Here is a 13,157-nt window from a genome sequence, read left to right on the forward strand (position 1 = left end):
GTTTATTGGGTGGAGCGGTAGTTGCTCTTGATCTAGGAGGTAGTTTGATTGTTAAGTTGATTGGCAAATAAAAAATCCGGCTTTGAGTGAACTATTAGTAGTTATTGAACTGGCAGTAAAAGTTAATAATTTTTGCTGTGGGGGTTTTGAAAACCAATATCCTTGTCCTTTGTCACACTTAAATTGCTCAAGTTGCTGCATTTGCTCTAGGGTTTCTATTCCTTCTGCAATTACTTCTAAACCTAAATTATGAGCTAATGCAATAATAGAACTCACAATTTTTAATGGTTGACCATTTGTATCCGAGTCTAATCTACTCACAAAAGAACGGTCAATTTTAAGAGTATTAATAGGAAACTGATGTAGATAACTTAATGATGAATAACCTGTACCAAAATCATCTATTGATAATTTAATATTTTGATTTTTCAGTTTATTCAACATTTGAGTGGCTAAACTAACATTTTCCATAATTAGAGTTTCAGTGATTTCTAGCTTCAAAGAATTAGGTTGACAATTTGTTTCTTGTAAAATCTCCTTAATTTCTTCTGCTAAACTTGGCTGTGAAAGCTGCTTACTAGAAAGATTAACACTGATAGTTAAATTGGAGCTAGGAAATTGACAGCCAGAATTATATATAGAGCAAGTAGAAGGATCTTTGCCATTGCCATTTTCTGTGTGAGGTAAAGAATTAGATATCAGGGATATTTCAGGAGTGTTATCTGTATATTGACAGTTAAATTCTTGCCGCCAGATAGTTAATTGATCGCAAGCAGCTCGCAATATCCACATTCCTAGAGGAATAATTAAACCTGTTTCTTCTGCTATGGGGATAAACTTAACTGGAGAAATCAAGCCTTTAGTTGGATGATGCCAGCGTAACAAAGCTTCAAAACCAGTAATTTTACCTGTAGATAGACAGATAATTGGTTGATAATTTAAGCGAAATTGAGAATTAGCTGGATTTTGTTTAATCATTTCAACAGCCCGTCGCAGATCGTTTTCCAGGTCTAATAACGATATAGCTTGGCTGTGCATTGTCAAGTCAAACACCTCGTGCCTTGCTTTACCCATAGCTTTTGCCCGATACATAGCAATATCTGCATCTCGCAGTAAGTCTTCGGGGTTGTTGTAAATGGGACAAATCTGGGGATGATTTTCATCAGCACTATCGGCAAAATTTCCATGACTGGCAACAATGCCAATACTAGCGGTACTAAATATTTCATGCCCTTCCAGGTAAATTGGTTTGGCAAGTTCTTCATTGATATTCACCGCTACTTTGGTGATATAGTTAATATCAGGTGGATACTCTAGTAAGATCGTGAATTCGTCTCCTCCTAATCTTGCCAGAGTATCTGAAGGTCTGATACAGTTCTGTAGTCGCTTGCCGATCTCTACTAATAGTCCATCTCCTATCGTATGTCCTAAACTGTCGTTAATTACTTTAAACCGATCTAAATCTAGAAACAGAACAGCAAACCGATAATCTGGGTATTGTCTGGAACGACGCAATGCTAACCTTAGTCGGTCAAAAAACAAGGTACGGTTTGGTAAACCTGTCAGTGCATCGTGAAGTGCATCATAAACAAGTTTGGCTTGTGTTTGTTTGCGTTCTGTGATATCTCTAATAATTATTTGCGTTGCTGCCTTGCCATCATAAGTATAAGGTATTCCAACTATTTCTACATCGATGACTTCTCCATCTAGTCTAATTAACTTTTCTTCTTGTAAATGTGTTTGTTTTCCTTGTTGCTGAACCTGTTTGAGTCGCTGTTTTTCTATTTCTATATAATCTGGTGGAATAAATTGCCACAGAGATTGATCGATAATTTTTTCTGGGGAATTTCCCCCGAGTAATTTGGATCCTGCAGAGTTTATATAGACAAATTTTTCCATGCAAATTACAGCGATCGCTTCTGGTGAAGATTCTACTAAAAGACGGTAACGTTTTTCACTTTCTCGGAGTGCTACTTCTGCTTGCTCACGTTCTAACTCTTTTTGAGAGGTTTCAATAAATTTTCCGATACCTTGAGCCATTAATTCAATAATTTCTTCTTCGTGAGACTCAAATTCTTTCGTTCTTGGTTTTGGAGATGAGAAGCATAAAGTACCATAAGTCTGATTATTTATTAATATTGGAGTACCAATATATAACTTTATCGGCATACCTTTCACTTCTGATTGTTCTAATTCACCGAACACAATTGTTCTTTGTTCTCCAACTACTTTCTGACATAAAACGCCACATAAATTAAATACCATTCCTGGTGAAAAATAATCCAAGTTTGAGTGTACAGATTTAATGAGAAACATTTCCCCTTTTACTTCACTAATTACTCCTGTTTCTGTGCCAAAAATTTTACAACCGGCTTGGAGATAATCAGCAAAAAGTTCTTCTAGATTATTATGATTACAAGTGGCAATTCTATGCAATTCCTTTAAGCTAGAACTAAATTTTTCTAAGGTTTCAGTTTTGATAAATAATTCTGCTTCCCAATGAAATCTTTCTGTAATATCGTTTTGAATACCTATAAAATGTGTTAAATGATTTAAGGAATTATAAACTGGTGCAATGAAGACTTCATTCCAAAATTCCGTGCCATCTTTGCGAAAATTTTGTAAAATTACATGACATTCTTGACCGTATAAAATAGCATTTCTTAACTTAGAAACTGCTGGTTGATCTCTTAGTTTTCCTTGCAAAAAACGACAATTTTTTCCCATTATTTCTTCAATTTCATAACCTGTGAGGCGCTGAAAACTAGGATTAAAATAAACAAGAGGATTATCTGCTTGAGTCGCATCAGTAATAACAATACCATTGTTGCTACTATCAATTGCCCGTTTCATCAGTTGTAAGCGTTCTTCATTAGCATGACGTTCAATAGCAGTTGCTAAAACATTAGCGATCGCTTGGAGAAAATAAATATCATCCTGGGTAAATTCTCGATACTGTTTAGTATAAACCCCCAAAACACCCCAAGCTTTTTGAGAGTTATGGGAATTAGTATTTTCAGGTTCTTTGATTTCTAAGTTAGGTATGATTACAGTTGCACTACTCACTACTCGGTAGTTATGTAGCAAGGGCGAACCAGGAAAACGAGTTTCCACGAACAAATCTTTGACAATGACTGGTTGATTTGCTAAGAGAGTATAACCTGCTTGGGATTTTTCCCCAGCACTAATTGTAGCTTTACCTACTAAATTCTTTGCCCAACCTACACCTGCACAAAGGAGAAAGGCATGATTACCAGGCAATAACTCTAATACTTGACTAAATTCTACATTTAAAGTTTTGGTAACTATGGTAACTGCTACATCAATTAATTTATAAATATTTAATGTTTTCAGTGCCTTTTGTCCTATTAGTGCTACTGCTGCTTGTAGACGTTCGCGATATTTGAGCGACTCTAATAGTTTATTTTCATTATCTTGCGCTCGTTTTTGTTCAGTAATATCTCGATTAACTCCTATAGTTCCAATGATTTGACAAGATTTATCTAACATTGGTACAACAGTTGTTTCACACAAACCCTCGCTGCCATCTTTGCGAATGAAATTAATTTGCCCTACCCACTTACCATTGGCCTTCATTTCCTCTAGTATTTGCTCTGTTAACACAGAGGCTACTTCTGGTTTGTGTAAAATGGCTGGAGTCTTATCTAAGACTTCAGTTTTACTATAGCCAAACATTCTAGTTGCTGCTAGGTTCCAGTCAACGATATTACCCTGAATGTCTGTCAGGATAACCCCATCGTATAAATGGTCAAAAGTTAAAGCTTGTTTTTGCAGCGACTGTTGAGTAAATTTGCATTCCGAGATATCCAAAAATATAGACAATATGGCATCTTCCCCATTAAATATTATGGGACGCATTGATACCGTAGCCCAAAATGGCGTGCCATCTGCTTTTTTGACTCGCACTTCGCGATCGCGCACTACGCCTTCTTTCTGGAGATTTATCAGCAATAATTCACGGTCTTGGGGATTACAGTAAAAGTTCGATTTGGGACTACCGATTAATTTTTCTCTAGGAAGTCCAAAAGTAAGTTCAAAGAGTTCGTTGTTGAAGAGAACTATGCCATCCACTGCACGACTGATTACCATTGCTACAGGGATTGTTTCAGTAATAGTTTCCCATAGTTCTTGAGTTTCTCTTTGTTTTTTTCTCATGGCTTACCTCAATCCTATTCTTTAATTTTATCCAATTTTTTTTGAGTTTAGAGATTATTTGTCAAGGAATATAGGGGACAGAGAATAGGAAATAGGGAAGTGTGGGAAGTTGGTTCGTGTGGGAAGTTGGTTCGTGTGGGGAGGGTGGGAAGGGTGGGAAGTGTGGGGAGGGTGGGAAGGGTGGGAAGTTGGTTCGTATGGGAAGGGTGGGAAGTGTGGGAAGTATAAGGAATAATTGTACCTGTATCTTTTTGTGCAAGTCTGCCTTTCGTCCTAACTTTTTGGTCTTAAAGGCTGAAAAATTTGCACTTTTTTCTCGACAAAAATCCAAAAAACTCACTTCTATCAGTAGTGCTTTTAGATGATTATTGACCACCATTACTTACTTATCCCACACTTTACTGATGCACAACCGAGTATTTTTCAACCTTTTTCTCGTCTTGCCTAATACCATTTCTAATACAATTTCTCCATGAAGTTGCCCTTAATAAAAAATATAGGTAAGCGTTAAAATTTATTGTTAAAGAGCAGAGGGGAGAGGACAGCTACGCTGAAAGTAAGCTGAAAGTAAGAGGTTTTAGAGCTACTTTACTTTTTGTTACATACTTAGTTTTTTTTGTGCCAACTTAGTTACTTACTTATTTATACTTACTTATTTAATATATTAATTACATTGCAAGGTATCTTTTATCGCTTATGTTAATTTTTTTTACTAAACTTCATTTGACAATCTAATGTAAATTTTGTATTTTTTTTCAAAAAATCATATTTTTCAGACAAAAGTCTTAGAGTTTTTGAGTAGAATTATTTGGTTGTCCTACTACTGTAATGGTGAAGATATATATTTTTTAATTTCTTCCCACATTCCCTACACTTCCCAAACTCTCTCTACCATTACCATGCACCACCACCGAATTATTTAAGACTTTGGAGCAACACTTTTGAAGCAATAACTTTTGCTTAAGAAACTATAAGTATTGAAATCAACTGTTTTTTTATTTAATTTAACCTTCTACTATATTTGGAGGGATGTAGGGCGAATATATCCCGAAAAAAATGTCTAAAATATAGACAAAGCAAATGAGGAGGACACCCAAACAATGTTAAAAAACTATGAGCAGCACGTTCAACAACGGGCAAATTTAGGAATCCCACCCTTACCACTAGATGCAGGGCAAACATCAGAACTATGTGAACTACTGAAAAACCCACCAAACGGAATAGAAGAAAAGTTGATGGGATTATTGCGCGATCGCGTACCACCAGGAGTCGATGAAGCAGCTTATGTCAAAGCAGGATTTCTCACAGGTATTGCTAAAGGAGAAATTGCCAGTCCCCTAATTTCTCCCACCTACGCAGTGGAACTATTAGGAACAATGGTTGGTGGATACAACGTTCAATCATTGATAGATTTGCTCAAATCAGAAAATTCTGAACTAGCAAACACAGCAGCTAAAGCTTTAAGCAAAACTCTGTTAGTCTACGATGCTTTTAACGATGTTATAGAATTGGCAGAAACCAACCCCTACGCCAAACAAGTAGTAGATTCTTGGGCAGCAGCAGAATGGTTTAGCACTCGCCCCCAACTCCCAGAAACCATAAAAGTCACAGTTTTCAAAGTTCCCGGCGAAACCAACACCGACGACTTGTCACCTGCTCCCCACGCCACTACTCGCCCCGACATTCCACTCCACGCCTTAGCAATGTTGGAGTCGAAAATGCCAGAAGGGTTAGAAACAATTGCCGAATTAAAACAAAAAGGTCATCCAGTTGCCTACGTTGGAGATGTTGTCGGTACAGGTTCATCCCGGAAATCTGCCTGTAATTCCATGTTGTGGCATATTGGGGAAGATATTCCTTTCATTCCTAACAAAAAATCAGGTGGTTATATTTTAGGAGGAAAAATTGCTCCTATTTTCTTCAACACTGCTGAAGACTCTGGCGCTTTACCCATCGAATGCGATGTTACCAAAATGGAAACAGGGATGGTAATAACTATTCATCCCTACAAAGGGGAAATTACCAATGAAGCAGGAGAAATAATTTCCACCTTTACCTTGAAACCAGAAACCATGGTAGACGAGGTACAAGCAGGGGGGCGAATTCCTCTATTAATTGGGCGTACCCTCACTGACAAAACCCGTAATGCTCTAGGATTAGAAACCAGCACTGTATTTACTCGTCCGCAAGCACCAGCAGATACAGGAAAAGGTTTCAGTTTGGCACAGAAAATGGTAGGTAAAGCTTGCGGTTTACCAGGCATTCGTCCGGGAACAGCTTGCGAACCATTGATGACAACTGTAGGTTCTCAGGATACCACCGGACCTATGACGCGAGATGAAATGAAAGAACTCGCCTGTCTTGGTTTCAGCGCTGACTTAGTAATGCAGAGTTTTTGTCATACAGCAGCTTATCCCAAACCAGTTGATATTAAAACTCACAAACAGTTACCTGATTTCTTTTCTGCTCGCGGTGGGGTAGCGTTGCGTCCGGGAGATGGAATTATTCACTCTTGGTTAAACCGGATGTTGTTACCGGATACGGTGGGAACTGGCGGTGATTCCCATACCCGTTTTCCTTTGGGAATTTCGTTTCCTGCGGGTTCTGGTTTGGTAGCCTTTGCAGCAGCTTTGGGTTTAATGCCGTTGGATATGCCAGAATCTGTGTTGGTGCGGTTTAAAGGTAAGTTGCAACCGGGCGTAACATTGCGGGATATTGTGAATGCTATTCCTTATGTGGCGATTCAAAAAGGGTTGTTAACTGTAGAATTAAAGAACAAGAAAAATGTGTTTTCTGGGCGCATCATGGAAATGGAAGGTTTGCCAGATTTGAAAGTTGAGCAGGCGTTTGAATTAACCGATGCGACTGCGGAACGTTCTTGTGCTGGTTCCACAATTAAGTTAGGTAGGTCGACTGTTTCGGAGTATTTGCGTTCTAATATTGCTTTGTTAAAGAATATAGTAGCGCGGGGTTATTCAGATGCGCGGACAATTATGCGTCGGGTTGCCAAGATGGAACAATGGTTGGCAAATCCAGAATTAATGTCTGGGGATTCGGATGCAGAATATGCCGAAATTATTGAAGTAGACTTGAATGAAATCAAGGAACCTATTGTGGCGGCACCTAATGATCCGGATAATATTAAATTGATGTCGGAATGTGCGGGGGATAAAATCCATGAAGTGTTTATCGGTTCCTGCATGACAAATATCGGTCACTATCGCGCTGCTGCCAAAGTATTGGAAGGAGCAGGGCGAGTCAAAGGTGTATTGTGGATATGTCCTCCTACTCGCATGGATGAGAAACAGTTGCGCGAGGAAGGAATGTATGGTGTGTTTGCTGCTGCTGGTGCGCGGACGGAAATGCCTGGATGTTCTTTGTGTATGGGAAATCAAGCGCGGGTTGAGGATGGCGTGACTGTGTTCTCGACTTCGACGCGGAATTTTAATAATCGTATGGGTAAAGGCGCTCGTGTGTATTTGGGTTCTGCTGAATTGGCAGCGGTTTGCGCGTTGTTAGGTCGGATACCTACTGTGGATGAGTATTTGGAGATTATGAAAGAGAAAGTCGATCCGTTTGCCGGCGATTTGTATCGGTATTTGAACTTCGATCAAATTGCTGGTTTTGAGGATGAAGGGCGAGTGATTCCTTTGGACGAGATGCCCAAGATTGAGGAGATTTTGGGGATGCCAGCGTGAAAATTCAAAAGTCAAAAGTAAGATTTGATCGGCTAAAAACTTTGACAATACAATAGTTTCAGGCAATTATTTGATATTGAAAGTTTGAAACTATTTGTGATATCAAATCGGTAGTAACGAATGAGCTAGACACGGATTTTGTCCCGGATGCACGGATGATTTCAAATTATGACTCCGTTTATCCATGCCCGAATCTGTGTCTAGCATCTTTTGTCACAGATGATTTCAAATAATGAATCCCTAGAGCTAGGCAGGGATTTATACCAATTTTAAAAATGGCTGCTATGGCATAATTCTTGCCAGGTAAGGATTTCCTGATATCTATTTGTAACATTCTTTTTTCAACATGGTATTAGCTACTTTTGAATTTTGAATTTTAATTGCCTATCAAAATCAAAGGCGACCAATAAAACGGATGAACATACTCCCTAGCATAACTTAACTTCGCCTGACGTAATGCCTCCACCTTCGTCATTCCCTGTTGCAAATACTGATAAAATTTAACCATAATTTCCTTCGTTGTGTCATCCTCAACATTCCATAAACTGGCAATGACAGCATCCGCACCCGAACGCTCAAATAAATAGGCAACACCTGCTATTTCTTCACCGTTGGAGTCAGCTTTCATGGCAGTTTGGCAAGCACTCAAAACGATTAAATCTGTATTTTCTAATCCTAAAAGTGCAGCATCTCTGATATGAAAAGTTTTATCGTTGGCAAACAAAATAGTATTTTCCTCTAAACCGACATTAGGGCAACCACCTTTTTGAAAGCAACCGTGGGTAGCAAGATGCACTAAGGGAACACCCAGGGATTCGTTCTGGAAACGAGCGAGGGTTGCTTCTTCTCGAATGTAATATTTGCTTGATAACATTTCGGCGATGATTCTGGCTTCTGCTTCTGCTCCAGGGAGTTCTATATTTGTCGGTTGAGGATTCCCAAATGCTAATGCTTTCAGGGGTTTAGTGTTTTTTGACTCCGGTTTTCTTTTCCCAGAGATGCGGGTGAGATAGTGGATGGGATATTTTTCCAGTAAATATTGGTTAGCTTGATTATCAAATAGGGTTTCAAACGGAATATAACGCAATTTGCCAGTGGGGATAATGGCAAGTTGTTTGGGGGAGTAAGCTGCTATTTCTGCTTTTATAGGGCGAATCAGATAGTCATAGAGTTTTTCTTGGTTAACGTCGTAGTCGTCGGCAATGGGGTTTTCTAGTTGCGCACGATATTCAGTGAGAATGCCATCAAATTCTTTGATATCTACGGGATTTTTTTTAACTAGGATAGGTTTGTCTCTGGTAACAAAAAATATGGCGATGCTATCTCTCAAAAAAGCTGGTTGAATAAGAACGGTATCTGGTGCAATATTGGCTTTAAGTTTCTTGATATCTTTTGGCTTGTATTCAAAAAGCTCGGCAACTTCTGGGTATTTATAGGTAATGTTTTCCGCGAGTTGGCTGCTTTCTGCTTGTAACTGGTTAACTTGTTGGGAAAGTTGGGGAGTCCATTCATCTTCTATTTTGCCATAGAGAGCTTGTAATTGTTGATTGTTTTGTTGCCATTGGTTAATCAGTTTTTGAGCTTCTGGGTTTTTGACTTTAGCATCAATAAGACGAGTGTAGTCAGCAAGGTCGAAAGTAGTAACTCGGTTATACCATTGCCAGGCAGCATCAGGTTTGTTTTGCTCAATGAGGAGATCGATAAGGGCGATCGTTGTACGTTCATTGTCTTCTAAAAAAGCTTTGCGGTATTCTTTTTTTAACCCCCCACGCATTTCTAGGGTGATTTCCACTGACTTTTCCAAATTTTCTATAGCTTTCTCTGATTGATTCTTATCTCGGTAAACTACACCAATATTATTGAGAGTAGTAGCAACTCCAGAGCGATCGCCCACTTCTTGCAAGATGGGTAAAGCTTGCTGGTAGTATTCTAATGCTTTTTGGGGTTCATCTATATTTTGGTAAACTACACCAATATTATTGAGAGTAGTAGCAACTCCAGAGCGATCGCCCACTTTTTGCAAGATGGGTAAAGCTTGCTGGTAGTATGATAATGCCTTTTGTGGTTGACCTATACTGTTGTAAACTTGACTAATATTATTGAGAGTAATAGCAACTCCTGAGCGATCGCCTACTTCCTGCCTGATGGATAAAGCTTGCTGGTAGTATGATAATGCCTTTTGTGGTTGACCTATACTGCTGTAAACTTGACCAATATTATTGAGAGTAGTAGCAACTCCAGAGCGATTGCCCACTTGTTGCATGATGAGTAAAGCGTGCTGGTAGTATGATAATGCCTTTTGTGGTTGACCTATACTGCTGTAAACTTGACCAATATTATTGAGAGTAATAGCAACTCCTGAGCGATCCCCCACTTCTTGCAAGATGGGTAAAGCTTGCTGGTAGTAGTTTAATGCTTTTTGCGGTTGACTTATACTGTCGTAAACCAGACCTATATTATTAAATATAGCAGCAACTCCTGAGATATCGCCCACTTCTTGCAAGATGGGTAAAGCTTGCTGGTAGTATTCTAATGCTTTTAGGATTTTATCTATACTGTAGTAAACTGCACCAATATTATTGAGAGTAGTAGCAACTCCTGAGATATCGCCCACTTCTTGCAAGATGAGTAAAGCTTGCTGCAAGTATTCTAATGCCTTTTGGGCTTGACCTATGCTGTCATAAACTCCACCAATATTATTGAGAGTAGCAGCTTCTCCAGGGCGATCACCCACTTCCTGCCTGATGGATAAAGCTTGCTGATAAAATTCTAATGCCTTTTGTGGTTGACCTATACTGCTGTAAACTTGACCAATATTATTGAGAGTAATAGCAACTCCTGAGCGATCGCCTACTTCCTGTCTGATGGGTAAAGCTTGCTGGTAGTATACTAATGCCTCTTGAAGTTGACCTATACTGCGGTAAACTGCGCCAATATTATTGAGAGTAGAAGCTTCTCTAGAGCGATCGCCCACTTCTGCCATGATAGGTAAAGCTTGCTGAAAGTATTCTAATGCTTTTTGTGGTTGACCTATACTGCGGTAAACTGCACCAACATTATTGAGAGTAGTAGCAACTCCTGAGATATCGCCCACTTCCCGAAAAATCATCAAAGCTTCGTTGTAAAAGTTTAATGCTTCTTGTCCCTTGCCAATAATATAGTAATTAACACCAAGACCAAGGTTAGCATCTGCTTCTTTTTCTCGGTCTTTGTTTTTTCTGGCAATAGTTACAGCTTGTTTAAACGTTTCTATAGACTCCTGATATTGGTATTCCCTCCTTTGTTGCCATGCTATTTCTAGTAGTTTTTCTAAGTTTTGTGTCTGATAGTTGGAAGTTTGAGCATAACTCCGTTGTGGTAATAGTGGCAGTATTAGAGGAGTTGTAGTTAGGATTTTTATTCCAATTAGAGAGGTAATAATAATCCGTTTCATCGTCTTAAAGTTAGGGAGTAGGGTTATAAGGATATTGAAATTAAATTAAACTTCTTTCATCATTCTATTTATAGCAATAATTACTTGCATTAATATCTCATCTGGCATTTGACAAGCAAACTCTGCTCGCCGTGTTTTATAGTCTAAAGATTTGATCTGCTAATACAACTCCTGAAATTTATAATCCCTCTGGAATTGGTATTTCAAACATAAATCCTTTAACTTTTGTAGTAATTTGGCAGACTAAAACTCATCCTACAAGGCGGTCATATCTACTTGATGAAACTACTACAGCAGGACGACGACCAGCTTGTTCTCTTCCAGATTGAGGATTAAAGTTTATCCAGACAATATCTCCCTTTTTAGGAGTATAAAAATTTAAGTTATTGGAATTGTTCACTTAGTACCTCTTCTATACCAATTTCACCATGAAGTTGTTCTGGAGTAATTGCATCTAACATTTAATTAAACTCTTTAGTTTCTCTCAGTAATGATGGTATTCTCATGGCAATAATTCTAATAATTAGAGTGTCAATTGATTCTTCTGTTAACTCAGATAGCTCCTCTAATTTTTCATAGAGAGATTCTAAAATTTCCAAGGATAATTTTTGATTAGGCATTTTTTGATTTTTTTGTCACTTATATAAAGTAATTGTTTTTGGTTAATGTTGGGAGAATTATTGACTACTGAAGTATCAATAGCAAAAATCATAATTTGCCCATTTTCTTCAAATTATAAATATCTTTTTATAAGTCTTTTACGTCATAATGAACCGGAATTTGACGACTAGCCAATAAATGCTGAAAAGCAATTCTATTCATGTCAACAAACCGACTAACTTGACCTAAAGTTAGTTTTTCTTTTTGGAAAAGAATAACAGCTATTTCCAGTTTCATCTCAGATTCGGTCATTCTAGTCGCGCACAAAATTTCATCAGAAATAATAATAGTCATTTTCCACAATTAATAATTAACAACTATGTGCTACTTTTAATCTCGTCAAAACGCTCAAATTTGATTAAAGCGCTTCAGTAGATATAGCATCACGCTATGACAATAGAATCATTGACAACAGTGAAGGCAGTAGCCTGCAAAGCTCTCAACATTATGTTGCGAGCGCCATTGATGTCCCGTGCAATTCTATGACCGCATTGAGGACATTTATAAATTTTGGAGCCACCCAAGTTGTGATGAACGTGACCACAATTCGTACAAGTTTTAGAGGTATAAGCTTCATTACAACGAACGACTAAAACTCCTTGGCGAGCAGCCATCTGCTCTATATGAGAGGCAAATTTTCCGTGACTCCAACTCAACATATTTCTAACAGATTTGCGGTTAATTTTTCGTATTGATTTAAGAACCATTTGAGAGGTTTCATAAGTTGGCAGAAAAATTAATTTGTAGCTATTAACTAAGAAAGAAGCTACTTTGTTATGCAAATCCTTTACCAAATATTGAATCCGAGTTCTCATCCGAGTTGCTGCCTTGCGCATTAGATAACGTTGGCGTTTGTTTTTTGATAGTGCAACACGACTTAATAAATTGTCTAGGTGCGAGCATAAACGGTTAATTCGCCCGATGTCTCCCTTACCAATTTCTAAAACGTTTTCACCATCATAGCCAGTTAAAAATGCTCTGTTTCCAGGGTCTAATGCAATAACTTTATCAGAGCCAGTGGTCATGGGAGCAATGTATTGAGGAAAGCAAGCAAACCACTGTCCTCGTTGATAAACCAGCTCAGTTCCATAATCGCAATTACGAGGTATTTGATATCCAATTGCTGTACAAAAAAGCATACCTTTTACCTTTTTAGGAAACCAAGTTCCATCCCGATAAGCGTCGTTTTA

The 13,157-nt window shown here is 38.3% G+C and carries 8 protein-coding genes; 2 read left to right on the top strand and 6 right to left on the bottom strand.

From position 1 onward, the window contains the following. Positions 1-51 precede the first annotated feature (51 nt). The gene (locus F6K40_RS33855; protein ID WP_293142624.1) at positions 52-4,176 is read right to left on the bottom strand and encodes a PAS domain S-box protein; all 4,125 of its coding nucleotides are present in this window, start codon (positions 4,174-4,176) and stop codon (positions 52-54) included. A gap of 99 nt (positions 4,177-4,275) precedes the next feature. Between F6K40_RS33855 and F6K40_RS33860 the strand changes: the two genes are divergently transcribed. Then, positions 4,276-4,404 (top strand): hypothetical protein, encoded by a 129-nt coding sequence (locus F6K40_RS33860; RefSeq protein ID WP_293142627.1) that lies wholly within the window; start codon positions 4,276-4,278, stop codon positions 4,402-4,404. Positions 4,405-5,276: 872 nt separating this feature from the next. Continuing rightward, a complete protein-coding gene (gene acnB / locus F6K40_RS33865; protein WP_293142630.1) occupies positions 5,277-7,874 on the top strand; it encodes a bifunctional aconitate hydratase 2/2-methylisocitrate dehydratase in 2,598 nt (865 codons plus the stop codon). 376 nt (positions 7,875-8,250) lie between these two features. On the opposite strand, the gene F6K40_RS33870 is transcribed toward acnB, so the two are convergent. The 5 genes from F6K40_RS33870 to F6K40_RS33890 all read right to left on the bottom strand — a co-directional run bounded on the left by F6K40_RS33870 (position 8,251) and on the right by F6K40_RS33890 (position 13,106). Beyond that, positions 8,251-11,307 carry a CHAT domain-containing protein gene (locus F6K40_RS33870; protein WP_293142633.1) on the bottom strand — a complete coding sequence of 1,019 codons (3,057 nt, stop codon included), beginning with the start codon at positions 11,305-11,307 and terminating at the stop codon, positions 8,251-8,253. 250 nt (positions 11,308-11,557) lie between these two features. Next, positions 11,558-11,707, bottom strand: a complete 150-nt coding sequence (locus F6K40_RS33875) for a type II toxin-antitoxin system PemK/MazF family toxin (RefSeq protein ID WP_293142636.1) — start codon at positions 11,705-11,707, stop codon at positions 11,558-11,560. A 61-nt stretch (positions 11,708-11,768) separates the two neighbouring features. Continuing rightward, a complete protein-coding gene (locus F6K40_RS33880; RefSeq protein ID WP_293142639.1) occupies positions 11,769-11,927 on the bottom strand; it encodes a hypothetical protein in 159 nt (52 codons plus the stop codon). Between the two features lie 127 nt (positions 11,928-12,054). Continuing rightward, the gene (locus tag F6K40_RS33885; protein WP_293142642.1) at positions 12,055-12,261 is read right to left on the bottom strand and encodes a UPF0175 family protein; all 207 of its coding nucleotides are present in this window, start codon (positions 12,259-12,261) and stop codon (positions 12,055-12,057) included. A gap of 89 nt (positions 12,262-12,350) precedes the next feature. After that, complete coding sequence (locus F6K40_RS33890) at positions 12,351-13,106, bottom strand: RNA-guided endonuclease InsQ/TnpB family protein (protein WP_293142645.1); 756 nt, start codon at positions 13,104-13,106, stop codon at positions 12,351-12,353. Between the last annotated feature and the right edge of the window lie 51 nt (positions 13,107-13,157).

The organism is Okeania sp. SIO3I5, assembly GCF_010672085.1.
Taxonomy (GTDB): domain Bacteria; phylum Cyanobacteriota; class Cyanobacteriia; order Cyanobacteriales; family Microcoleaceae; genus Trichodesmium.